The following is a 24,501-nucleotide window of genomic DNA, read 5'->3' as shown; positions in this document are numbered from 1 at the left end:
TGTATGTCCACGAGGTTCACCTTTTCATATTAGAACATTACTTGGCATCATAGGCGACGCATATAATTAAAAGTGAAGCTATACTCTTCCTTTACGTAAAGGGCGGAAACATTGCTATTATTCTATATATTGCGTCATGCACCACGCAAATTTCATTCATTCCACAAAAAACAACCAGGGATGTGCCACTCTCCACTAATATAGATGGTTGCATCAATCAAGCGCGCAGTGTTGTATGTATGGGCAAAGAGTTGTAGTAGTGAGTGAAGATAGGTTGTAGAAAGAGGTTTGGCCATGCAGACCGATCGGCATGTCGGAGAGAATCCGCCTCCACCCCCCGGAGGAGGCTCTGGCTCGCAGAGAGCAGAGGGTTCACAGCCACGGCATCGAATGCCTGCCAGTTTACCGCCACATAGTCAGGCCGCGGTTGCTCAGCGCATGAATGATGTCCCTATGCGGCCGGTTCCAGGCATATTCTATACTGGCTCGCATCAAAGTATTCATCCGACTGGCTGGCGCCTCAGGCGGCATATCAAGCGCAAGAATTTACGTCAAACGCTGAACACGATTGCGCTCAGCGATCGCATCGGGACCGGAACGTTGCTGCCGATGGCGGCCAGCCTGTTTTCGGTCTTTCTGATTATGGTGCTTATCTTTGTGACGGTGGTAGGCTTTATCAATGCGACCCACGAACGGTTTGGGGACAAAATTACGACGCTTGAGGATATTCTGCCGAAAGATAGCACGCGCATTTATGATGTACATGGGAAACTGATTTTTCAGATGATGGACCAGGGGTTGCAAACCAGCGAGCCACTGGATAAAATTTCTCCCCACCTGGCCCATGCTGAAATCGCGATCGAAGATCAGAACTTCTACAAAAACCCCGGCTATGATATTACGGGTATCTTACGTGCCGCAATCTCTGATATGACCACTAACAAGGTGGTCTCTGGTGGCAGCACGATTACGCAGCAGTTGATTAAAAATAGTATCGTGGGCAATCAGGCTACTATGCTGCGTAAGTTGCAGGAGGTTATTCTGGCCCCCGACATCTCGCACTACTATACCAAAGAACAGATTCTACAGATGTACCTGAATACGACCTACTATGGCGAACGTTGTTACGGAGCAGAGGAGGCAGCCCTTGCTTACTTCGGACTAAAAGATACGCCAACCCAAACGGCGGCCCAACAGCTGGATATTGCCCAATCAGCGATGCTGGCTGGCATTCCTAGCTCGCCGATCGCGCGCGATCCATTCTTACATCCCAAGGCGGCCGCAATACGTATGCAAGAGGTGCTGCAGCAGATGTATAACCAGGGATATATTACAGCGCAAGAACGCGCCGATGCCATTATGGAGTCCCAGAAGCCAAACTTCATTAAGCATCGTGGTTTCGTTAACAACAGGATCGCGCCTCATTTCGTCAATTACACGTTACGTGAGTTGGCCGACGATCTGCACGTTAAGATCAGCGATCTCTCGCGCGCTGGCCTGGTTGTCATGACCACACTAGACCTGGACTTACAAAACAAGGTGCTCAAAACGGCCCAGAAACATATCGCGGAGATGGCAAGGGTGCATAATATGTCCAATGCCGCCGTCGTGGTACTGGACCAGCATACGGGAGCGATTCGGACCCTGGTTGGCAACATTGATCCCGACAATCCCACATATGGCGATTTTGATGTGGCTTCACAGGGCTATCGTCAGCCCGGCTCTTCGTTCAAACCCTACATCTATGCGACCGCATTTGATGAGGGCATCAGCCCGGGGGAGACCGTGCTGGATGGTCCGCTCACGATCCAGATGTGCTGTGGCCTGCCCTCTTATTCACCGCATAACTATGATGAGCGGTTTCATGGCTGGGTTTCTTACCGCTATGCACTGCAGAACTCGTTTAACATTCCCGCGGTCAAATTGCTGCTGCGTACCGGCGTCGACAAGGCCCTGCATACAGCGCAGAGCATGGGTCTTACCACGTACGAGGGCATACCCAACTACACCATGGTTCTGGGCTCGCTGAGCGTGCACCTGATCGATAACACGGCTGGCTATGCAACCTTCGCCAATGGAGGCGTTCGCGTCCCACCACACGCGATCAATACCATTAAAGATCAAAATGGCAAGCTGATCCTGCAAATCACACCACAACCCGTGCGTGTGCTGCGCAAAGAGACGGCCTTTATGATTACGGATGTGCTGAGTGATAACGACTCGCGTATCTACGAGTTTGGTAAATGTAGCTCACTGGTGCTATATAAGACGACCATGAACCAGTGTTATGCTGGCCGACCGGGTCCCATCAGGCCATCGGCGGCCAAAACGGGTACCTCCAATGACTTCCGCGATAACTGGACCATGGGTTATACCACGGATGTCACGGTGGGAGTCTGGGCGGGTAACAACGACAACTCGCCGATGGTGAATGTCACCGGCGTCGATGGTGCTGGCCCAATCTGGCACGACACCATGCTGCTGGCAGAAAAAGGCCAACCCATTCGCCTATTCCCCGGACCACCTGATACACTGGTGAGGAAAACAGCAACCTATCCAGGCAAAACAACAACCGATTGGCATCTTAAATAAGTCAATAAGTTCGCTTGAGGGCGGCGCCAGCCGCCCTCACAATCTCCTTCTCTAGCCTTTTCCAGGCCCCACACATCCATTGGTGCCGTCTTATAATCCCCTACCAATTAATGAGCTTGTCGTAATTTCATACATGTGTGTCGCCACATAAGATTGCAAAAACCTCTAGCTTAAATGTAGAATTAAATTAAACCATTCACTACTAGTCGCAATTTCAAAGGAGAATAGTGATGATTCGTGTTGCAATGTTGAGCTTCTGGCATGTCCATGCACGTGACTATACACGACAAGCACTTGAGCACCCCGATACCCAGATTGTGGCTGCGTGGGATGAAGAGCCAGCCCGGGGCCGCGCAAAGGCGGAGCAGCTGGGCGTGCGTTTTTATGATAATCTGGATGAGCTGCTGCGCCAGACTGATATCGATGCGGTCATTGTAGATACTCCGACCAATATCCATCGCGATGTGATGATTGCGGCCGCTAAAGCTGGCAAACATATTTTTACAGAAAAGGTTATCGCCACCACGCTGCATGAGTGCAATGAAATCATAGCCGCCATTGAGCAGGCGGGGGTCAAGCTGACCGTTTCACTGCCTCGCCTCAATGCTGGCTACACCCAGGCTATTCGCGAGATAATGCGCCAAAAGCAGCTGGGGGAAGCTACGCTGGTACGTGTGCGCCTCTCGCATAATGGCGCTATCGCGACTGCCGATAATCCCAATGGCTGGCTACCAGCCCATTTTTTTAATGCCGAACAGTGCGGCGGCGGCGCTATGATCGATCTCGGCTGCCACCCGATGTACCTGACACGCCTGTTTCTGGGCCTGCCTGAAAGTGTCAGTGCCAACTATGGCTATGTCACGGGTCGCGAGGTCGAAGATAACGCGCTGGTTACGCTGCGCTATCCCAATGGCGCTATCGGCGTGGTTGAGGCCGGATTTGTGAATCGCTTCTCTCCCTTTACGATTGAGGCACATGGAACCGAGGGCAGCCTCTTCTTTGGTACACCGGAAGCTCAATTGATCATGCGCAGTACGCAACCAGGCGCGCCTGGCGGTGATCGCTGGCATACCATCTCACAACTACCAGCCGATCTACCGAGCGCCTTCCAGCAATGGGTCAGCCATATCCAGCAGGGCACAACCGCCACTGAAAATATCCAGACAGCCATTGAGCTCACAATGTTAATGGAAGCTGCGAACATCTCTGCCCGCAGCAATCAACCTGTACAACTAAATTCATTACAGCGCTAACATAGACTAGCTGAGACAGACAGAGGAGACACGGTGATGACTGTGGCAAAGGGTCTGGGTCGATCGCGCTACCATACTTCGCGGAGAAACATGGGACCTTCACAATTTCAACTTATGCAGGCGGACCCCCAGGCGCTTGATCGCCTGGATATTCGCTTTCGGTGGGGACAGTACGGCATCCAAGTTCTCCGCTGTCATCTGACGTCATTGAAGGCTGGCCATGTTATTCAAGCCCATAAGCACCGGGATTTCGAGTTTCACTTCATTCCCAGCGGGACCGGGGTGGTTGTGCTGGAGGATGGAGCCTATCCTGTTCATGCGGGCATGTTTTTTTTAACGGGTCCGCATGTGATTCATCAGCAAGAGGCCAATCAATGGGAGCAGCTTGATGAGCTGTGTCTGCATATTGATATCGTCAAGCTCGATGATACCCCGGCGGCCGGACAAACTGATACTCCCTGGGGCGAAGAATGGGAGGTGGCGGAGGCAGAGGAGTGTATGCGCCAGTTGCATACGATGCAGGCCCATCCAACTGTGGATCAATATGATGCAATGAGCTGGTTTCTGACAGCTTACCGGGCCTGGCATGATCGCGAGTTAGGAGCGTTCTCGACCATCAGACAGGCGGTCATCCAAATTATGCTGCGCGCCGCTCGCGCACACCATGTCACTCAGATCAATACGGCGTTGCCTTCCAGGGATATGAATGCCTATCGCTATAGCCTGGCTACGCAATACATTCGCGACAATTATGCGCACGCTTTGACGCTGGAAGAGGTGGCCGAAGAATTGCATATCTGCGGCCGCCAGTTGCAAAGAATTCTGGATGAGCAGGCTGAAGAAACCTTCAGTGGCTATCTGGAGCGATACCGCCTGACCCAGGTGTGCATAGCCCTCACACATTCGGACCAGACCATTGAGCAACTAGCCAGCCAGCATGGCTTTTCCAGTGGCAGCTATTTACATTATGTCTTTAAGAAACGCATGGGGCTAACTCCCCAGCAATATCGTGAACAACAACGGTTAAATCAACTCACTGATGGTGCTAGCTCTTCTAGATCTACCCCATCTCACTGATTATATATATTGTGGTATCTACCTGGATACCCTGCGCCCGGTTATATAGTTAATTCTTATATAGCACCTATTGCTTGAACCAACGCATACTCAAGGAGGAAAGACATCATGACGATTAAAGTTGGACTCATCGGTTGCGGAGGCATTACGGCACCACATATCAGAGGCTACCTGCGCATCCCCGAGCAAGCTAAAGTCACTGCGGTTAGTGACGTTGTTGCAGCGAATGCAGAGAAACGTGCGCAGGAGGTTGGCGGAGCAGAAATCTTTAGCGACTATAACGAGATGCTGGCGAAGGCTGATATCGATGCGGTCGACATCTGTCTCCCCCACCACCTTCATAAAGATGCTATTGTGGCGGCCGCCAACGCGAAAAAGCACATTCTGTGTGAGAAGCCCCTATGTCTGACGGTGCAGGAGGCCGAAGCGGTACAACAGGCCGTTTCCCAGAATGGGGTTACCCTGATGTGCGCCCACAATCAGCTGACCATGCCTCCGGTCGCCAAAGTCAAGCAGATGATCCAGGAAGGCGTCTTCGGCAAGGTCTATGAGATCCGCACCACCGATAGCTTCTTTAATTCGTTCGATCCTAAAAACATGGGCTGGCGCGCCAAGCGCTCGATGATCGGTGGCGGTGAGCTGATCGATACCGGCTACCATCCCACGTATCTGTTGCTCTATCTGGCCAGCAGTGAGCCGGTTGAAGTTACAGCTATGCTCAGCAAGCATCGCCTGGAATTCATGGATGGTGAGGATTCAGCCCAGGTGCTGGTACGCTTCGCCGATGGATCTGTGGGCAATATCGTGACCAGCTGGGCCTATGTCCCTGCCTCCATCACTGAGAAGTTCTCGCTGGTGGCGGAAAAAGGCAATGCCTACAGCTATGGCAGCGATCTGTTCTACAAATTGCAAGGCGGCGAGGAGCAAAAAATCGAGATGAGCAGCGTCAATACCTTTGAAGAAGAGATCAAAGACTTTGTGACCTGCCTGCAGGAGGGTCGCCGTCCGGTCAATACCGAGGCCGAAGGCATCAATGTGCTTAAAGTTATCCTTGGTGCTTATAAGTCGGTTGAAGAGAAGCGCACCGTTTCCCTCGCCGACCTGGCCTAAATCCATCTTTTAAAAAGAAGAGTACCCAGGCATACACGCCGCGTATGCCTGGGTACTCTTCTTTTTATTGTTTGAAAAGCAGGCGGTTCGCGCCTTCGCAAGCTGAGGCAAGGAGATCATGTCCCCGACATGCTCGTCAGCACCTATGACGCTACGCGCCTACGGCGCTTAACAGTTTTTTTTATGTGTTGGTGCCATACGGTCGCTGTGCGACCGTATGGCACCAACACATAAAAAAAGACGCGGCCGCGTATGCGGACGCCCGTAAGGGGGCGCTTTGTGTCCCCGTGCACGGGGACACAAAGCCATTTTATATATCTCCGGTATCCGGCAAAGATTGTTTGCGCTGCACGATGCCGTGCTCCCAGGCGTATACGGCCGCCTGCGTGCGATCAACTGTATGTAGCTTGCCCAGAATATTGCTCACATGGCCTTTGACGGTTTTTTCGCTGATCACCAATTTCTCGGCGATCTCAGCGTTGCTGTGGCCGGCAGCGATCAGGCGCAAGACATCCAGTTCGCGCTCGCTCAGGTCGGACGCCAGGTTGCGTGCCTCTTTCTTTACGCCCTGGATCTCCTGCACTACCCTGGCGGCAACGCGAGGATGAAGCACGGATTCATCACGCGCCGCTTTACGAATGGTGTCGGCCAGTTCGTCTGGCCCTACATCTTTGAGCACATAGGAGAGGGCTCCAGCCCGTAGGGCCGGGAAGATATATTCATCTTCATGGAATGAGGTCAGAATAATAATTTTTGTGTGCGGGCACAGCTGCTTGATGCGCTGCGTGGCCTCAATGCCATTGATGCCAGGCAACATCATGTCCATTAAGACAATTGTTGGTTGGAGCGCACGCGCCCGCTCTACAGCGGCTTCGCCATTGTCGGCCTCGTCCAGCACCTGGATATCAGGCTGCAACTCCAGAAATGAGCGCACCCCCTGGCGCACCAGCCTGTGATCATCCACCAATAAAACAGTGATTGCGTTCTCTGCCGTCTCCTGCATACCTGGCTCCTTTCGCCTCCCTGTTAAATATTATATTTATACTGGCGTTGCCGCGCACTCGATATGGATCTGTGTACCCTTGCCGCTCGCGCTATCGATCTTGATCTGTCCGCCCAGCTCGCGTATACGTTCCTGCATGGACATTAAGCCAACGCCATGCTTCTCGCGCTTCTCTGGCTGAAAACCCTTGCCGTTATCGGTAATCTGCAGCGTTACCAACTCTTCTGTGCACCGCAAGTGTACCTGTACCTGCGTGGCGTTGCTATGACGGGCAACGTTCGCCAGCGCCTCCTGAGCAATGCGGAAGAGCGCTTCTTCTAGCGCAGGAGAGACCGCGCACGTCTCCTCAACCTCAACGCTGCTGGCGATCCAGGTTTGATCCTGCCACTGTTTGATATACGCCTGCAGCGCCTGCGCCAGCGATCTGCCTTCCAGTGCAACTGGACGCAGCTCGAGAATCAAAGCGCTGAGTTCTTTCTGAATCTCGCGTACCAGCTGCTCCATATCATCCAGACGCTTGCGAGCAGCGGCAACGTCTTTGCCCATTAAGAGGCGAATCGCTCCGACTTGCATGGCTACCACAAACACCTGCTGCTTGACGCTATCGTGCAGATCGCGCGCCAGGCGATTGCGCTCCTCCAGTGTGGCCAGTTGCTGGCGTGTGCGTAGAAATTGCTGCAACTGCCCGGCCATATTGTTGAGCTGGCGCGTCAGTTGTCCCAACTCGTCCTCAGAAGTATCGATGGTGCGCACCAGAAAATCCCCCTGGCTCCATTGATCGGCCACCAGCGAGAGACGCCTGAAGCGACGCGTAAAGCCACGTGCCGTTAGAAAACCCGCGATGGCCCCGGTCAGAGCAGCCAGCACAGTAATTACGATCACATTGAGCACAATCAATGGCAAGAGATTGCTGAAATTGGCCGAAAATACTACATTCGTCAACTGATCTGAACGTAAAATGATGGCGCCCTCGACCCGCTGCCCATCCACAATTGGAGCCATCAACACCGAGATATGCGGCTCATCCTGAAAAGACAGGCCCTGACTGGTGTTTTTTCCCTGCAGCAGACGCTGCAATTGCTGCTGCTCGTCCTTTGAAAGCACGCTATGTAACTGTGGCTGCGCATCTCCACCCTGAGCAATCAAGACATTCCCCTGCTGATCCACCACAGCCAGAAAGCTGACGGGCGAGTGTAGCGGAACTTCAGTTAAACTATTGTTAGAAATCTGCAACCACTTTGCCAACTCGGCACGATCGGGATGCTCATTCACAAAGAATGGTGTGGCCTGATTGGCTAAACTCTGCACATTATTCAACCAGATGCGGTTAGGAAAAGCGAAAAAATAGATCAAAATCACGATGACGGTGATTATCTCGATCAAGCAGACGGTCACCACCGTAGTCAGCAACGCTGACAACGTCAACTTCCACTGTAGCCGCTGTCCTGGCCGTTTCAACAAATCCATGCATCCTGCTCCAACAAAAAATATGCACCACTTTATGCATCAGTATAATAGTGATTTTTTATTATAATATATTTTATTTCTCTCCTACCCTGAATGGGCATCTGATTCTTATACTCCCTATGATCTGCATACTCGCCTTGTCGCGCCTTCAAGCTGAGGCAAGGAGGAGGAGGAGATCATGCCCCCAGCATGCTCGTAATGTCCCCGATATCCTCGTCAGCACCTATGACTGATGCTACGCGTCTGCAGCGCCCGTCCGCAAGAAGCACTTTAAAGCAGGTCTGGAGACGTATAAAAAAGACGCGACTTCAGCCGCATCACAACCTCCATCATTTCCTTTATTCTTTAGACGTACCGAGAAACACAACATTGTTTACGCTCTAGAAGATATAAAAGGAAATCACCATGAATAGACAATTATTGCGCTATGAGTTGCGCCTGCTGGGGCCGAAAGTTATACTGCCACCGCTGCTGGTGATCGTTCTGTTAGGTGCACTGGCCATACTGCTACACATACTGGGTGTCAACACTTCCCATGCCTTGATGGCGAGCCAGGAGATGTTTTTGCCGCTCGCCATGGGCGCGATTGTGGCCGCCACCGGTCTACACGATCCAGCACTGGAGCTCCAGCTAACAATGCCCACTAACTATCGACGCACGGCCATGTACCGCTTTCTGCTGGTGCTGATCTGGGCAGCCTGCGTCAGCTTCCTGACCAATACGATCCTGTTCAGCTTCAAGCTGGGCTATCAGCCGCAACAGATACAATCCTGGGCCCTCGGCTGGCAATTCCTGGTAGGCCAGTTAATCTGGCTGGCCCCGCTGCTCTGGTTTATGAGTGTGGGCTTTTGTATCACTATCCTGACGCACAGTATCTCGGCCAGCGGAGCTGTCCTGGGCGGCATCTGGATCTTGCAGGCCCTGTTTATCAAAAACCTGCTAGAAACCAACGCGTGGCTCCAATCTTTTGTACTCTTTCCTACCACATTGATGCCAGATGCACCGTTCTGGCTCACCAATCGTCTGGAATTGCTGGCCGTTGCGATCATCTTGATCCCGATCAACTGGCTACTCTTACGCAACACCGAAAGTCTGCTCAAAAGCGCCAGCGCTGAATAATAGAACCCCTATCGCATGAAAGGATTTGACGCATGTCTATGTTTGCAACGCTCCTGGGAGCTTTTAAATACGAATTCCGTATGCAAATACGACGTCCCTGGCTCTGGATCACTATGGGCTTCATCCAGTTAATCATCCTGGGCTTTATGTTCAGAACGCCGGGCGTCATTCCAATGATCCAGCATCTTAAAGACGCTCCACTTGTGGCCACCACAGCCTACTGGACCAATATTGTCAACTACCTGTTACCGGTGGCGGTAGCCATCTTGATCGCCGATCGTCTGCCCCGTGATAAGCGGACGCATGTGCAGGAGATTTTGACAACGCTACCAGGTTCATCGGCGGCCAGGCTATGGGGTAAATACCTGGGCAGTACGCTGGCGACGCTCCTGCCAATTCTGATCTTCTATACCCTGGGCATCCTGGTCATCTTTGTACAGACGCTCAATGCCTATGTTTTCTTGCTGGCCATCGCCACCTTTGTCACGATCATTTTACCGGGCATGCTGCTGGTAGGAGCGGTCGCGATCGCCACTCCGGCGCTCATCTGGGTACCACTGTTTCAATTTCTGTTCGTCGGCTACTGGTTCTGGGGTAATCTCTACAAACCACATGGCATCCCCACCCTGAGCGATACCATTCTCACGCCAGCGGGTGGCTATATGAGCCGTGGTTTCTTCGGAGTCACCGTCTTCCCGGTCGAGCGAGCCAACGCCGTCCAAGGACTGGCAAGCATGTTGCTGTTGCTCGGATTGGCTGTGCTGATCATGCTGGCTTTGAATGGCTATCAGCAATGGCAACAGCGACATCAATAAGGCATGTATACCCGCCTATAGACCTGACCAATAAACCCGACTATAGACGCGTCACAAAAGAAAGGTCAGCCACTATGCTATATACAACAACACCAATCGAAAAACAAAAATGACAAAACAAGCGACGCAAGAGATAAAAGATAGGAAGGATCAGCAAATAATGAACATTCAAATTCAGCAACTCAATAAAATATATCGCGGCCATGTGCAGGCATTGGATAATCTGTCGCTGGAGATCCCCAACGGTATGTTTGGTCTGCTGGGACCCAACGGAGCTGGTAAAACAACGTTTATGCGTATACTGGCTGGCATTCTACAACCTACCAGCGGGACGATCCAGATTGGACCCTACGAGGCCACCAGCGCGCAGGGCCGCCAGCAGGTGCAAAAAATACTGGGCTATCTACCGCAGGACCTGGGTATGTATCCCGATCTGAGCGCACGTGAATTTCTGGATTACGTGGCGATCCTGAAAGGTCTCAGTGAGCGCAAAGTACGTCAGCAGCGTGTCGAGGAGCTACTGGAGATGGTGGCACTGAAACATGTGGCCCAGCGCAAGATAAAAACGTACTCAGGCGGCATGAAGCGGCGCGTGGGGATCGCGCAGGCCCTGCTCAATAATCCTCGTTTCTTGATTGTCGATGAGCCAACCGCTGGTCTGGATCCCGAGGAGCGTATTCGCTTTCGTAACCTGCTCTCGGATCTGGCCGGAGAACGCACGGTCCTTCTCTCAACCCATATTGTTGAAGATATCGCACAGACCTGCCGTAATATTGCGATGATGAAAGCTGGTCAGATCATCTTCCAGGGCACGATTGTCCAGATGCTTGAGCAAACGCGTGGTCATGTCTGGCATATCACCACCGATGGAATACGACCTGAGGGCAACTTCAGTATCGTTTCGACCACGCAGATGAGTAACGCTACCCAGTATCGCGTGGTTGGCACGCCGGCGACCAGGCAGCAAGCAACCCCCGCTGAACCCGGCCTCGAAGATGGCTATGTCTGGTTTATGCACAACCAGCCCACACGATAAAGTGAGAGCAACAAAGCCTGTGGCAATCATTGATGATGCCACAGGCTTTTCATTGATGCCATGAAAATCAGAGATGTATACGTTTTTTCTGTTAGAAATGCTATAATACAAGTAAATCAATACAGAAACGCAGGTGCGCCAGATGGAGACCTCTAAACAAAAGACCTTCTCTGAGATCGTGAAATATCAGCGTGAGATGCGTGGCTGGTCACAGGCCCGCATGGCAGAAGAACTGGGCACGACCCCTAATCGCATCAGTTCGTGGGAGCGTAACGTTTCTGTCCCTTCCGCCTACTTCCGCGAAAAACTGTGCTCACGGCTGGATATGGATGCCTATGAGCTCGGGCTGGTAATGGAACCATCGCCTACCATACCTACCGGTCTTACAGAAGATCAGGCCGCGACACTGACTCCCGTCATGGAGATAAGTGAAGTAGTGGCTGAAATTCCGGCCTCAGAACCGCCACCGGCACCTCGAAAGCGCATCTTCATCCTCGTTCCGCTCATAGTAATGATGGTAGTAGTCAGCGCTGCGCTCATCGCCTATACCAGCGGCTTCATCAGCTTTGGACCACCTGATCCCTATCCTCCCCATACAGGCCGCCTGGTGCTTAACAGCACGCTGCAGCAGCCTGATCCCGCCATTAACTGGCAGGAAGGGGCCAACGCGAGCCAGGCACGTTGCCTGTTCAAAAATAATACCTATGTTGCCTATCAACCCCTGACCGGTTATTTTCACGCATGCATTGCTCAGAAAACCGATTATACCAATTTTGCTTACGAGGTAGAGATGACCATTCAGCAAGGGGAATTTGGAGGCATCGTCTTCCGATCAGAAAACAGTATCGACGGGCACTTCTATCTTTTCCGTATCCATACCGATGGCTCGTACTGGTTCTATCGCTTCGCCGACAATAGCATTGCCCATGCCACGCTGCTTGACCAGGGCAATAGCAAAGCCTTCAACCAGGGCTTGCAGCAACCTAACTTGATCGCGGTTGTGGCCCAGCATGATGTACTGACGCTCTATGTCAATCGGCAAGAGGTTTCATCGATTCATGATGGAGGTTACACCCATGGACAGATCGGCTTGCTCGCAGGCTCAATGACTGCTGGACCAGCGGAAGCCGCCTTTAAAAATGTCCGGGTCTGGACGCTATAGAGACCGCCGGAAAAGGGAAACTAGGAATGCGGATGCATGCTTTGCCATTCACGCTCCAGCATCGCATACTGCAAAGTGTTCCACCAGCGCCCCTTCATCCATTCGCTTTCAAGCTGTAAACCTTCATAGCGCATGCCGATTTTTTCCAATACATGTGCCGAAGCGATATTTTCCGACAGGCAATAAGCCCAGATCCGATGCAACTGCAACTGCTCAAAGCCAAACGCCAGCAGTGCCTGCGAAGCCTCAGTGGCGTACCCATTGTGCCAGTAACGACGATCTAGCTCATAGCCCAGATCAGCCACCTCAGCATGCGCGTGATTCATGCGCAGGCCACAATTGCCGATCAACTGATTATTCTCACGCAAAACAATCGCCAGCTGGTACTTCTTACGAGGCTGCTCACGGCTCCAATTGATAAACATCCTGATCAAAGAGTGTGCATCCGTCTCAGTGCGATGTGTCCAGGGATTAAAGCGCAAGAATTCAGGATCAGATTGATACTCCAGCGTTAGCTTCCAATCTCGTTCATCGAAATCTCGTAATATAAGCCGTTCAGTTTGCAATATCATAAAAATCAGGTGATCCTAATTATTCAACCCCTAAATCCCAGGCTTGCTGCAGATCAGCTCGTGAAAAGCATTTAAAGCCCATCAATGTATGTGTTTTAGTAATAGTAGTGATTTTCAACATATGATCAGTCACTACGCTGGCAAGATCTTCATAATTTTGGAAACGCAATAAAGCAACCAGATCGTATTCACCAGTCACTGAATAGACCTCTGCCACACCATTCACCTCTAATAAGCGCTGTGCGGTCTCATTCACAGTGCCACGCTGCACATTGATTAAGACAAGTGCGGTAACCATTGCTCTATTCCCTTTCTTTACGCCACATACAAAAAGCCATCAAGCAGAATAATTCCCCATTATTATATCCTATATGCTCCAATCGTGTGCGCTCGGGATCCCCATTTTGTGAAAAAATGGAAAAAGCATGCGTTTCGTGCCTGCGGCCAATACATTTCATTTAGGAAGTGGAAATTTCTTCGGGCTGGTTTAGAAAGGCCTGCACAGCAGTGCTTGCCTGCTCAATGCAATCTCCCGGTCCATCGAGCCAGAGGATACTCTTATCTCGTCTGAACCAGCTTAACTGGCGACGCGCAAAATCGTGCGAGGCATATTTTAAGCGCTGTACCATCTCGGCTTCGCTGGCGAATTCGCCTCGTAGCCAGCGGCTCACAAAGCGATATTCAAGGCCAAACGCGTCCAGGCGTTCATGGGTCAGACCTTTTTCCAGTTGTGCCTGTACTTCCGCCACCAGACCCTGCTGCAGCCGTTCATCAATGCGGCTATCGATACGCTGGTAAAGGATCTCTCGCGGCCACTGGATACCCAGTAAGAGGCAACGATATAGCGGCCGCGAAATTCCACGCTGCTGCGAGAAGGGTTTGCCGGTTACCAGGCAAACTTCTAGCGCCCGGATCACACGGCGAGGATTCTGGCGGTCGATGCTGGCTGCGCTCTGAGGATCAAGTTGTTCCAATTGTAGCAATAGATCCTCTAGAGGACGAGCCTCCAACTGCGCGCGCAACTCCGGTTGCGGTGCTACGGTCGGAATATCAAAATGGTCCACTACCGTCTGAATATAATGTGGCGAGCCCCCCACCAGCAAGGGCTGGCGTCCACAGTGCAGGATCGCGTTGATCGCAGCAATCGCCTCATGCTGAAATTGCGCTACGCTATAGACCTCCTCTGGCTCCACAACATCCAGCAGATGATGGGGCACCAGGCTCCTCTCTTCCGGTGTCACCTTGGCGGTCCCAATATCCAGACCACGATATACCTGTCGCGAATCCGCGGAGACGATCTCTCCATTAAAGCGTTGTGCCAGCGCGATACCCAGCGCGCTCTTACCAGAAGCAGTCGGACCCAGTATAACAATCAGGTCTGGCCGCGCTATGTTTGTTTCGTTCCCCACGACAATCCTTCTAAAGAAGCTTGTACTTCACCAGATAATCAACCCGTTCTACTAACCCCACAGTAATGCCTATCGCTAACAGGATACCAAACACTGTAAAGAGGTTGAAGCCGAAGCCAAACGTCAGGAAGATGCCCAGGATAGAGCCAACCAGCAGGGCCAATATAATCATCATCCAGCGCGACTGGTGGGTTGAGGACTGCACACTCTTGATCAGGGCCAGAATCGAGCGGTGAGGGCGTGTATAGACGCCTGTAGTTGCTCCAATGGCCGCGGTTGCCAGCATGACTACTAATTGAACCCAGCCTAACGGGGAACGTACTGCAATCTGCCAGATTAACTCGCCCAGACCAAGGATCACCAGGGAACTGGCCATCCCTGTTAAAGAACGATTATAGACGCCCTGAGCGCGCCAACTGCGCTCAAATTGCAGCACAAGGGCACCAATGGTAGAGACTGGAATAGAGATAAAAAGGATCAATAAGAACAAAGGATTACTGTTGTGCGCTGGTCCGTTCAATGGGAGAGGATGCCACGGTGCCAGCCAGGTATAGGCAAGACTGGCCAGCATAAATGAGCACATCAGCGTCAGCATTAATAAGCGCCAACGGCGCAACGTGTTCCCCATCGGCCAGGGATTCCAGTCATTCATGTTCGGTGTGCCATATTTGGCCAGATCTCCGCTGCTACGCGGAAACAGCGTCGGCGGCGTCATGACCTGTTGGCCACTGCCTTTTATGGCCGGAAACTCGCCCTGGCTATCGAGTTCATCATCATCATAGTAATCGAGGTCTGCTCCATTAGTGCGACCCGGATGGCGCTTGTTGCGCACAATAAAGCCCTGCACCTCCGCCTCCACCTTCACAATCAATTCGCCCCGCGCATCATCATCCATCCTGATCACAATCAAGCCGCTATAGTGATTCTGGCGTGATAGCTGCAAACTATTAACACGTACATTAATCTCGGTCAGAGGTGCATCAAAAGTCGTCTGGCTCAACTGAATCCAGGCTTCATCAGTATGTATAGTCCCGCTCACCTCATGACCGGCGGCATCCCCAATAGTAATCTTCAATGGGGCCGAGAGGCCGGGATAGACTGTACCAAAATCCAGCACACGAGGACTGACAGGTACAGGCATATGTCCCTTCTGCGTCTGGCGCTGCCGACTGTTGGCGCTGGCCGTCTGCGTTACAGGAGGAGGAGTATAATGCCGGGCGGTCGGGTTACGTACCTGTACATTGACGTTGCTCACCGTATTGTTTAAATTTACGTCTGGTGGAAGCGTGTAGCGGCCTGGGCCCCCTTTATTATAGAGCACAGCCTCGACAAATTTTTCAATTGCATCGACTGGATCAGCAACCGTCCTGGCCAGATGGTTGGCGATTTCCGACAACTCATCTTCGCCCAGGTCTAATAACCAGGATTCAATCTCTTGATCCAGCAAATATTCAGCCGCTTCCTCAGGGTAGGTAGCGCACAATCTTGCCAGTTCTTCGGGAGTCGAAGCGACATCGCCGGTAGCAAAACCAAAAGTGCCCACACCCAGTAAAGCATGACGGAATATCTCAACGCTCTCATAGCGATCACTGGGCTTAATGCTGGTTGCCTTCTCCAGAGCGCGCGCCACCATGGGAGAGATACGCGGATTAATATCGCGCACATGCTCTAAGCCAAAGCCTTCATCCGATAACGTATTGGTCAACAGATGGAAGATTGTCATCCCCAGCGCATAGATATCCGAACGCTCATCAGTCTGCGCCTTCCCATACTGCTCAGGAGGCGCATAACCAGGCGTCCCTAATATCTGCGTATCGGGCGCATTTGAGGGACGAAAGAAACGCGCAATTCCAAAATCAATCAGCTTAACCTGGCCACTGCGCGACAACATAATATTTCCTGGTTTCATATCACGGAAAATGATCGGTGGACTATGGCTATGCAGGTAGGCCAGCACATCACACAACTGACGAGCCCAATCCAGCACACGCCGCTCAGGAAAGGGAGCCTTATTACGCTCCAGCAATTCCTCTAGCGTAAATCCATCAATATAATCCATGACCAGAAAGTAACGATCATTCTGGGTGAACACGCCATGAACGGTAGGCAAATTAGGATGGTGCAAGGACCATAACATTTTTGCCTCAACCTTAAAGTTGTGGATTGTTTGTTGCTGCTCATTTTGCGGGATTAAAGACAGACTCATCTCCTTGATGGCGTAGAGTTGTCCCTGCTCTTTAATATCCTTCGCCAGATATACCGCACCCATGCCACCTTTTCCAATCACTCTTTGGATCTGGTAGCGCTTATGAAGAAAGGTGCCGCGGTCCAAAAGACCGGTTTGGTGTTTCGATCGGCCGCTGATTGTGAGCCCCCCATCTTTTCACTGCATTTGTACGGGATACGATATGTGCCCTTCAGTATAGCATACCCCCGTTAGGACCTACTACCTACTAGGAAGGTAGATTACGCCCTTAAATTCTTGAGGCATGTTACAATTCAATTGATCACACTACCACTACTTATATGACTGTTCCTGTACAGAATCATACACATAATTTGACGTAAAATATTGTTACAAAGTAAAACGTACACAAGCATAAGTACTATTAGCATCAATAACCCATCGCGCCATAAATGTAGCATATTTACTACATAGACACATGCCAATCCACAAGCCAGGTATTTAATCGACAAATTCCGTTTCAACTAACGAATGCTTGATTTTCATCATAATCGTCTTCTTATGGCATGAGCTTCAATCTTATAGGAGCTCAAAACATCTTCCATTTGTTGATGCGCAGTGCACACTGTCAGCAAATAACAATAGCTGGGGCGCGCATGCGCCCGCCCGTAAGGGAGTGCTTTGCTCCTTAGCGCGCTGAGGAGCAGATATATTCCACAAGCCAGCATCTGTATCAGACGCTGACCTGCACATACAATCATATCTATTATCAACGAACTATATTGCATTTCTCGTTCAAAAAAATACGGACCCTGCAGAGTATTATTTCATGTGTCTGTTTATAATGTCTCTAACAAATGTTTGTAAGAGAGTCAAGGTTGGTATTTTGTATGACAAGCATAATTAGATCCCGGCGTCGACAAAAAACTCATCTATTACTCGCGCTCAGTTCGTTCATGATTGTGGTCGGTGGAATAGCAGGATTTTTCTGGCAGACGCAACAAAGCAGTAAGGCCGCGGATATGTCGGTTGTTGGTGCTCCTTCCCTTTCGGCTGCCACCGTAGATCATATTTTTGCCCAGGTGGGAAGCCCTATGGTTGGCACAGGAGCCATCGTCGAGCAGGCCTCACGCAACACCAATATTGATGATGCCTTTGCTCTGGCGGTATGGTGGACCGAAACAAACGATGGCATGGCTGGCGTCGGGCTGGGAGACCGTAATCCTGGCAGTGTGCGTGGCAACGGCGTTTATCCGGTGGCCTATGACGGCTACACTATCTATCCTTCCTATGGAGTAGCGATAACCGAGTGGTTCAATTTGCTCCATAATAGATATGTTAGTCAGGGAGCCACTACCGTCTACAGTATCAGTGGACCCTATGTTGGCACTTCCGGCTCTGGCAACTGGGCCTATAAAGTGGTCAATCTGATGGCCCGCTACCGTAATGAAGCGCCACCACCAACTCCAACGGCGATTCCCCAGGCTGCACCAACCGCGCAACCCACACCCCAGGCGCGTGCCTATATACCAATTGGCAACGAACAAAACTGGGAGCAACAGGCCAGCGCAAAACGTCATCAACTCTGGCTCGACAAAACCGAGGGCAATAACGATCAAACTCCAAAGTCACAACCCACGCCGATCCATAGTACTCAGGGCCCAATAGATATAAGCAGCCAGCCTGATCAGTCAGCCAGCCAACAGCAACCGCTGCTGATTGAAGGCATCATGCTGCTGGCCATTCTCCTGGCATATGCTGGCCTGGTACTACGGCGGCGCAAAGTCATTATCGCCCCGGGCACATCTACCTGGACGCGTACCAGCCTGGCCGCGATACCGCGCCTCACAAACACTGAAGAACTGGCGCCAGTTCCACCCACCCCCATGCTGGCCGACATTGGAGTGGTCCCTCCCACGCCCAGCCTGGCAGGCATCGGAACTGTCCCGCTCACGCCGTATATGCCCGCTTACAACGAAGCGCCGATTTACCCGCAGCACACCAAAAAGTCGGCGCACCCATATAGCAGCAGCCCTCGACTGGCACATCCAACCCGGCTCATCAAATCGTCCGACCTCGACACAGAACAGTTGCAGCCAATAACTATAGGAAAAATCACAGCCAGCAACACTGAAACGCTCAAGCCCATCAAGACAGGCATAACTCTACCAGATAGAGCCCCGGTAAAAGCCGAAAGTAAAGAAGGAGGACTCCTGAAACGATTTGGCGGCAACCCCGAAAATTCCTAAAAAAACTGTTGACAAAATAGCGTCATCGGTGTTAATATAGTCCACGTAGTCGCGCAGTAAATGCCCTCGTGGCGGAATGGTATACGCAGCAGCTTGAGGGGCTGTGCCGAGAGGCGTGGTGGTTCGAGTCCACTCGAGGGCACCTGATAACAGCATCCGAAAAGAGCAATTGAATCGGATGCTCATACACATCTGCGAGACATATCAAGGGCGATTAGCTCAGTTGGTTAGAGCGACTGTTTTACACACAGTAGGTCTGGGGTTCGAATCCCTAATCGCCCACCTAAACCCGCCTGACAGGCCCATTCATAGCAAGCAGACAGCAAAGCTATGGATGGGCTTTTTGCTACGTGAGAACGGCTGATTCGTCAGAACTGCTGTTTTTTTTCCTCTTTGACTGGTTGCTTCTTTCGTATTTGTGTACTTCTCCTCGGGAGTCCTGTTTTTCATCCCCTTTTGATGAGGTGTCGTTTATTGTATGGTATAATTGCGTCTATGTAGGACGTGATGCCATCAACCATTTACGTTGAAAGGCTGGTTTCTATGCCAACTCAAGAAGAGCGCTTAACCACTGTAGAAAACGATCTGAAGCAGTTCAAAGCTGAAACCGTAAGAGCTTACCAGGATTCAGCTGTAGATCTGGCTCTGGTGAAGGGCCTGGCTATGGGTGCCTATGAGCGCCTTAATGCTGTGCGAAGTCAAATAGCAGATTTTAAGCAGGATATGCTTGATCGTTTCGAGCGACAAGATAATCATTTTGCTGCGCAAGATGCTCACCTTGATATGCATGATAAACGTTTCGATGTTTTGGATAAGAAACTTGATCAGATTTTGCAGTTGCTGACTGATTTGAGAAACAAATCTTAATCTCTTTACTTCTCAGTACACAGCATAAAGCACCTGGTTATTTCCGCCAGGTGCTCTTTATGTTTATAGAAGGACTTGCTTGTAGATCTTCTAGCCGAACAATTCAGGCTGTTCAGCGATGTTTCTCTGTACTCGTGATGCTTGTTTGAACGTTCCGAATTGTGGTGGCATTTTCAACTGGGTACGTCCACGTAAAAGATCATCAATGGTAAGTATTTGAATGCGTGGATAATCCTGGCCCCAGCCAACTGAATGATAGAAGCCTGCGCTCACACTCTCCGTGATCATGTCGCGAGAAGGGCTTTCTAGCGTTATGAATACACCAATAGCCGCTTGTTCTCTCTGTATCGTTCCTCGTAGATCACGGATATCACCAGATTTCACATGCCCTGATTTTACCTGGACAAGTACGCGCTTGGCTTTGCCTGTGTTATCATCGATAAAGGCAATAACTCCATCAATCCCTTTATCGCTGCCTTTTTTGCCTTCTTTACTTCCTTCCTGGCCGCCAAGTGGTTTAGCACGAATAAGTGATAATGCCCACCATTGAAACTGATAACGGTCTTCGCGAGAAAGCTGTATGGCAGCTCCTAAGTCATTAGGCTCACCTTTGACTTGAAACTTGATACCTGGATACATTGCTTCAAGGCGGTATTTTTGGAGGGCAATACTCAAATGGGTAATGTCAATACCTATCCATTTGCGATCAAGTTTTTGAGCAGCTGCTACAGCAGTACCACAACCGCAAAAGGGATCAAGAATAATATCTCCTGGGTTACTGCTAGCTAAGATGATACGTTCAAGTAGAGCTAATGGTTTTTGAGTAGGATAACCTAATTTTTCTGCTGAAAATGCTGATAACGGGGGATGTTAGTTATAATAGATTGGATAGCAACTCCTGGCATTTCATCTAAATAACGCTTATAACGAGGAACACCACCTTCTTTCTTGGGCCATATAATTCGCCCTTCTTTATCTAACTGCTCTAGTGTTTCTATTGTATATTTCCAGTGGATACCCTTGGCTCGCACATTTATGCCTCTCCATGTATCACCAGAACTACCATCTCTTGTTCCAGAAGCAGTTAAATTATCTGAAGCATATCTTCTACCAGTTTCAGGCTCAACGTTTTTATAAAAACTATCAATATATTCTTGATCATAAGCAGTGTATTGTGTATTCCAAGTATAGGAATCAGTTTTTGTATAAAATAGGATAACATCATGGATGTGGTTCCATTTATGAGAATCACTTCTAGCGCTCGTACGTTTCCAAATAATTTCATTGCGGAATTTTTCAGGTGTAAAAATTGTATCAAGAATAATTTTAAGATAATGGCTTGCAGTCATATCGCAATGCAAATATAAACTACCTGTAGGTTTGAGCACACGATGTAATTCAACTAACCTTGCGGCCATCATAACAAGGTACGCAGTCATTTGATTCGTGCCTATAGCTGATCTTAGAGCCTCTATCAGTTTACTTACCTGGGGAGTTGCATTAGTAACTAGATCATTATAAGTCTGCTCTGCAATGTAATTCCAATGCCAAGTATCTTCAAATGCAGTGATTTGTGCTTCACTATCTTGACCACTCTCATCTTTAAATAACACATTATAGTTGCGGTTTGAATTAAAAGGTGGATCAAGATAAACCAGATCAACACTATTATCTGCAATGTACTGGTCTAAAATATCTAGATTATCTCCATAGAACAGCGTATTCTCAGTGATAGGCTGTAATGTCATGTGCGGCCTCCCTCCGTATACTTATGGCATCATATACCCGCCTATCATTAATGTCAATAAAAGCTCGCTCGATAGATACCTACTTTTTATATCGTTGCTGATCCATAACTATTTTTATCTCCGCCTAAATACAAAACCCCGGCATTTCTTCTCAATTCCTTGAGTGAATCTGCTGGGGCTTAAGTTGATGTCTATACTTATGTTATTCAATTGAGAGAAATGCAATTGCTGCGATGCCTAATATCAAGCCAATGAACTGGTAAGTTGACACTTTCTCATGGTAGATAAGGATAGCTACAATCACTGCTCCAATAGCTGAGAGAACAGAAAAAAGAACTGCGCCTTTGCCTAGTTCTGCTCCAGTTCTCAAACTTATGAGCCAGGCGGTGTTGGCTGCTATAAATCCTACAATTGATAAAATTGCAAATGTGTATTTGCCGCTGATGGCAAACTGTTTTGCCAGGATATCCGCTACTAGTTCAAACGCTACTAAGATGAGTAAGAAGTAGAGCCATTTAGGAATGGATACAAAAAATTGTTGGAGCATCCTGCTTAATTCTCTTTTCTTGCTTCCTTTAATCGCTTCTGAAATTTCTGAATGATTGGAGATGGATTGTAGTAGTTTAAGTTCAGCTCCCAGGCGTTTTTGTCTATGTCATATCGAGGGCTGAAGAATAGTTTTTTGATCAATCTCATTCCATCATTTTCATCTGACATATCCTCGGTCGCTCCTGCTGCGAAACCGTATAGCTTGTTAATTTTTATTTCTGGATGGTTTATCCAGTGTTCCAGCACGCTATTAAGAAGTGAGTTGAAGGAACTGCTCTTATCTGGCCTGATCACGCAAGAGGTTACATAGCAGTTGTATTCCTTGCCCGGCTCATACGTTAAAATGTGGTCTGCTGTTATCTGCTGCTCGCTTAAGTCACCTCTTAGCAGATTAAAGATTATTTCCTCTTCCATTGGTAACAGAGTCAAACATCCCCATATATCTTTGCGATTCTCTTCGTTGTAGAGCACTCTAATAGCTGTCTGATTTTTTTGCCACCAATGGATCGTCTTGGTTGGTGGAACAGAATACTCAAGGCCGTAGGTATCACAGTCTAAAGCATAGATGTAGGGCAGGTCTTCAGCAGCTGCCCATGCTGTTTTTCCCGATGGCTCTTTTTGTTTTCCTACTTCTCTGGTAGCTCCCGCGGCCTTTGTGGATGTGCTCTTTTTCCTGCTTGTTATTTTAGCCTGAACCTCATCTTTAATATTTACGAGGTCATCATAGCTATACTCGTACTGGTCTTTTCCTCCGTCGTTAATCTCTCGCCTTCTTATCCCTCTAGACTCTACATAATAAAAAAACGATTGCTTTGTCACGCCTAATAAGGCTGCTCCTTCTTTTGATGAGATGTATTTTTCTTGACTCATAATTTGACTCCCTTTTTTGGCCTCTTTTGAATAATTATAGTCAACATATCAAAAATAGTCAAACATTCCATGAAATATTAAAATTTTATTAAAACAGTCAGTTTTAATAAAATTTGAGTCAAATTATGTTGACGAAAATAATTTGACTGACTATAATTGAAGCATGTGATTAGTCAGAAAATAATTTGACTGACTACAGGTGGCACATGAACAATTTGATAGGTTCTCTAAGGGGTCTGGCACACTGAGGAAAGCCAACGTTTGAGCCTCTGACACATGGTAGCGCGTGTGTGAATGCTCCTGACTGCGGCCTGGCATGTGTAGGTACGTTCTCGCATGCCTAACTTCAAAGTTTATAAGGGGTGTCAGAAGGGACTGAAAGCTCTCGCGCAAGTTCGCGGGCGGCTGTGCATTGAAGGCGAAGTAAGGTGTACGGTGCAGCTCTTCTGGCTTGTACGCCGTGATAGGTGGCGTGTTACGAAGTAACCTTGACGCCTGGTGCGGCGTCTGTTTAAGCGTCTTTCATTGGCAAGGGAAGGATGGGTAGCACGATTGTCAATGATTGGCGTTCCTATTCATCGACTACAAAGGTTGACGGTTGGCGGTCGGGTTCCTTGCCTGGCCGCTAGACGCTAACCCTGGTAGCCACGGTTAGATAGCTCTGGCTTGCGATACTTCCTGTCAATAATTAGTCGCCTGTGAAAGAGGTGTTCCTATGCAGTGTCATTGTGAATGTTGCGGCGCTGAGTGCGAAGAAGTCTATCCAGTTCTCGACCTTGATGATCCCAACCTGCTGCTCAAAATTTATATCTGTGTTGAGTGTTCTGACTGGATTCTGAGCGATGATCTGAGCCTGCTATATGCAGCTTAGAAAGGTGGTGCAGGTGGGTACGGTCTTTACGTTTGGTTATGCTGCTCGTGGGGCTGAAGATATACTAGCGGCCCTGATGCTGAATCCGTCCGTGATCCTCATCGATATTCGTTTGAGTCCTAAGTCACGGTTTCATCCTCGGTTTCGTGGCTCCGTCCTGGCGCAGCGGTTCGGCAATCAATATCATCACGTGCCTGAACTTGGCAATCTGAACTATCGTGATCATGCGCTGCCCATTGTGCTCGCTGATCCTGCTGCTGGTCTTTCGTCGGTTGGTTTCTGGCTCCAGCGTGGCTATGCTGTCTGTTTATTGTGCGCCTGTAGTCAACCTGGCTCGTGCCATCGCTCTGTTGTCGCTGGTCTTCTGCAACAACGCTATGGGTGTGAGGTTGCTCACCTTTAGTTTTCGTTCACTTCTGGAAAAGTCCCCGTTTAAACGCTGACTTTTGAAAGGTGGTGGGTATGCGCTGGTCACACAACTGGCTGGTGGTGATGCTGCTGGTCCTGGCTGTGGTAGGCATCTATCTGGATTGGCCGTTGCTGCTGC

22 protein-coding genes, 2 tRNA genes and 1 pseudogene are annotated in these 24,501 nt (G+C 49.8%); 14 read left to right on the top strand and 11 right to left on the bottom strand.

Annotated features, from left to right (window positions below):
• Positions 1-294 precede the first annotated feature (294 nt).
• From JMI88_RS31075 to JMI88_RS31060, 4 genes are all read left to right on the top strand, one after another.
• Positions 295-2,592, top strand: a complete 2,298-nt coding sequence (locus JMI88_RS31075) for a transglycosylase domain-containing protein (protein ID WP_201365932.1) — start codon at positions 295-297, stop codon at positions 2,590-2,592.
• A 230-nt stretch (positions 2,593-2,822) separates the two neighbouring features.
• The gene (locus tag JMI88_RS31070) at positions 2,823-3,845 is read left to right on the top strand and encodes a Gfo/Idh/MocA family protein (protein ID WP_201365931.1); all 1,023 of its coding nucleotides are present in this window, start codon (positions 2,823-2,825) and stop codon (positions 3,843-3,845) included.
• A gap of 36 nt (positions 3,846-3,881) precedes the next feature.
• Positions 3,882-4,922 (top strand): AraC family transcriptional regulator, encoded by a 1,041-nt coding sequence (locus tag JMI88_RS31065; RefSeq protein WP_201365930.1) that lies wholly within the window; start codon positions 3,882-3,884, stop codon positions 4,920-4,922.
• 108 nt (positions 4,923-5,030) lie between these two features.
• On the top strand, positions 5,031-6,032 hold the full coding sequence (locus JMI88_RS31060; protein WP_201365929.1) for a Gfo/Idh/MocA family protein: 1,002 nt from the start codon (positions 5,031-5,033) through the stop codon (positions 6,030-6,032).
• 310 nt (positions 6,033-6,342) lie between these two features.
• Here the strand turns inward: JMI88_RS31060 and JMI88_RS31055 are convergent, their stop codons facing one another.
• Both JMI88_RS31055 and JMI88_RS31050 read right to left on the bottom strand, forming a co-directional pair.
• Positions 6,343-7,035 (bottom strand): response regulator, encoded by a 693-nt coding sequence (locus JMI88_RS31055; protein WP_201365928.1) that lies wholly within the window; start codon positions 7,033-7,035, stop codon positions 6,343-6,345.
• A 36-nt stretch (positions 7,036-7,071) separates the two neighbouring features.
• Positions 7,072-8,502, bottom strand: coding sequence for a HAMP domain-containing sensor histidine kinase (locus tag JMI88_RS31050; RefSeq protein WP_201365927.1), 1,431 nt, complete (start codon positions 8,500-8,502; stop codon positions 7,072-7,074).
• 405 nt (positions 8,503-8,907) lie between these two features.
• Between JMI88_RS31050 and JMI88_RS31045 the strand changes: the two genes are divergently transcribed.
• The 4 genes from JMI88_RS31045 to JMI88_RS31030 all read left to right on the top strand — a co-directional run bounded on the left by JMI88_RS31045 (position 8,908) and on the right by JMI88_RS31030 (position 12,634).
• Positions 8,908-9,621 (top strand): hypothetical protein, encoded by a 714-nt coding sequence (locus JMI88_RS31045; RefSeq protein WP_201365926.1) that lies wholly within the window; start codon positions 8,908-8,910, stop codon positions 9,619-9,621.
• Between the two features lie 32 nt (positions 9,622-9,653).
• Positions 9,654-10,436: an ABC transporter permease gene (locus tag JMI88_RS31040; RefSeq protein WP_201365925.1), complete on the top strand. Its 783-nt coding sequence runs from the start codon at positions 9,654-9,656 to the stop codon at positions 10,434-10,436.
• Between the two features lie 160 nt (positions 10,437-10,596).
• Entirely contained in the window at positions 10,597-11,472 is an 876-nt protein-coding gene (locus JMI88_RS31035; RefSeq protein ID WP_201365924.1) for an ABC transporter ATP-binding protein, read from the top strand.
• A gap of 142 nt (positions 11,473-11,614) precedes the next feature.
• The gene (locus tag JMI88_RS31030) at positions 11,615-12,634 is read left to right on the top strand and encodes a helix-turn-helix domain-containing protein (protein ID WP_201365923.1); all 1,020 of its coding nucleotides are present in this window, start codon (positions 11,615-11,617) and stop codon (positions 12,632-12,634) included.
• Positions 12,635-12,654: 20 nt separating this feature from the next.
• Here JMI88_RS31030 and JMI88_RS31025 read toward each other — a convergent pair whose 3' ends face one another.
• The 4 genes from JMI88_RS31025 to JMI88_RS31010 form a co-directional block, all read right to left on the bottom strand.
• On the bottom strand, positions 12,655-13,206 hold the full coding sequence (locus JMI88_RS31025) for a GNAT family N-acetyltransferase (protein ID WP_201365922.1): 552 nt from the start codon (positions 13,204-13,206) through the stop codon (positions 12,655-12,657).
• Positions 13,207-13,225: 19 nt separating this feature from the next.
• On the bottom strand, positions 13,226-13,504 hold the full coding sequence (locus tag JMI88_RS31020) for an Lrp/AsnC family transcriptional regulator (protein WP_201365921.1): 279 nt from the start codon (positions 13,502-13,504) through the stop codon (positions 13,226-13,228).
• 160 nt (positions 13,505-13,664) lie between these two features.
• Positions 13,665-14,615, bottom strand: a complete 951-nt coding sequence (gene miaA / locus JMI88_RS31015; protein ID WP_201365920.1) for a tRNA (adenosine(37)-N6)-dimethylallyltransferase MiaA — start codon at positions 14,613-14,615, stop codon at positions 13,665-13,667.
• A 10-nt stretch (positions 14,616-14,625) separates the two neighbouring features.
• Positions 14,626-16,947 (bottom strand): serine/threonine protein kinase, encoded by a 2,322-nt coding sequence (locus tag JMI88_RS31010; protein ID WP_268906038.1) that lies wholly within the window; start codon positions 16,945-16,947, stop codon positions 14,626-14,628.
• Positions 16,948-17,690: 743 nt separating this feature from the next.
• On the opposite strand from JMI88_RS31010, the gene JMI88_RS31005 reads away from it, so the two are divergent.
• From JMI88_RS31005 to JMI88_RS30990, 4 genes are all read left to right on the top strand, one after another.
• Positions 17,691-19,049, top strand: coding sequence for a glucosaminidase domain-containing protein (locus JMI88_RS31005; RefSeq protein ID WP_201365918.1), 1,359 nt, complete (start codon positions 17,691-17,693; stop codon positions 19,047-19,049).
• 62 nt (positions 19,050-19,111) lie between these two features.
• A tRNA-Leu gene (locus tag JMI88_RS31000) sits at positions 19,112-19,191 on the top strand.
• Positions 19,192-19,257: 66 nt separating this feature from the next.
• A tRNA-Val gene (locus JMI88_RS30995) sits at positions 19,258-19,331 on the top strand.
• Positions 19,332-19,592: 261 nt separating this feature from the next.
• Entirely contained in the window at positions 19,593-19,916 is a 324-nt protein-coding gene (locus JMI88_RS30990) for a hypothetical protein (RefSeq protein ID WP_201365917.1), read from the top strand.
• Between the two features lie 90 nt (positions 19,917-20,006).
• Here JMI88_RS30990 and JMI88_RS30985 read toward each other — a convergent pair whose 3' ends face one another.
• The 5 genes and pseudogenes from JMI88_RS30985 to JMI88_RS30970 all read right to left on the bottom strand — a co-directional run bounded on the left by JMI88_RS30985 (position 20,007) and on the right by JMI88_RS30970 (position 23,083).
• Entirely contained in the window at positions 20,007-20,591 is a 585-nt protein-coding gene (locus JMI88_RS30985) for a restriction endonuclease (protein WP_236023129.1), read from the bottom strand.
• A 63-nt stretch (positions 20,592-20,654) separates the two neighbouring features.
• Positions 20,655-20,708: pseudogene (locus JMI88_RS40415) on the bottom strand (hypothetical protein); the annotation flags it as partial.
• 41 nt (positions 20,709-20,749) lie between these two features.
• A complete protein-coding gene (locus JMI88_RS30980) occupies positions 20,750-21,664 on the bottom strand; it encodes a DNA methyltransferase (RefSeq protein WP_201365916.1) in 915 nt (304 codons plus the stop codon).
• A gap of 202 nt (positions 21,665-21,866) precedes the next feature.
• Positions 21,867-22,211 carry an SMR family transporter gene (locus JMI88_RS30975; RefSeq protein ID WP_201365915.1) on the bottom strand — a complete coding sequence of 115 codons (345 nt, stop codon included), beginning with the start codon at positions 22,209-22,211 and terminating at the stop codon, positions 21,867-21,869.
• Between the two features lie 5 nt (positions 22,212-22,216).
• Positions 22,217-23,083: a hypothetical protein gene (locus tag JMI88_RS30970; protein WP_201365914.1), complete on the bottom strand. Its 867-nt coding sequence runs from the start codon at positions 23,081-23,083 to the stop codon at positions 22,217-22,219.
• Between the two features lie 715 nt (positions 23,084-23,798).
• Between JMI88_RS30970 and JMI88_RS30965 the strand changes: the two genes are divergently transcribed.
• Positions 23,799-23,954, top strand: coding sequence for a hypothetical protein (locus JMI88_RS30965; protein WP_201365913.1), 156 nt, complete (start codon positions 23,799-23,801; stop codon positions 23,952-23,954).
• 13 nt (positions 23,955-23,967) lie between these two features.
• On the top strand, positions 23,968-24,357 hold the full coding sequence (locus JMI88_RS30960) for a DUF488 domain-containing protein (protein WP_201365912.1): 390 nt from the start codon (positions 23,968-23,970) through the stop codon (positions 24,355-24,357).
• The last annotated feature ends 144 nt before the right edge of the window (positions 24,358-24,501 follow it).

The sequence above is a fragment of the Dictyobacter formicarum genome (assembly GCF_016587435.1).
This window is presented reverse-complemented; position numbering and strand designations above follow the sequence as displayed.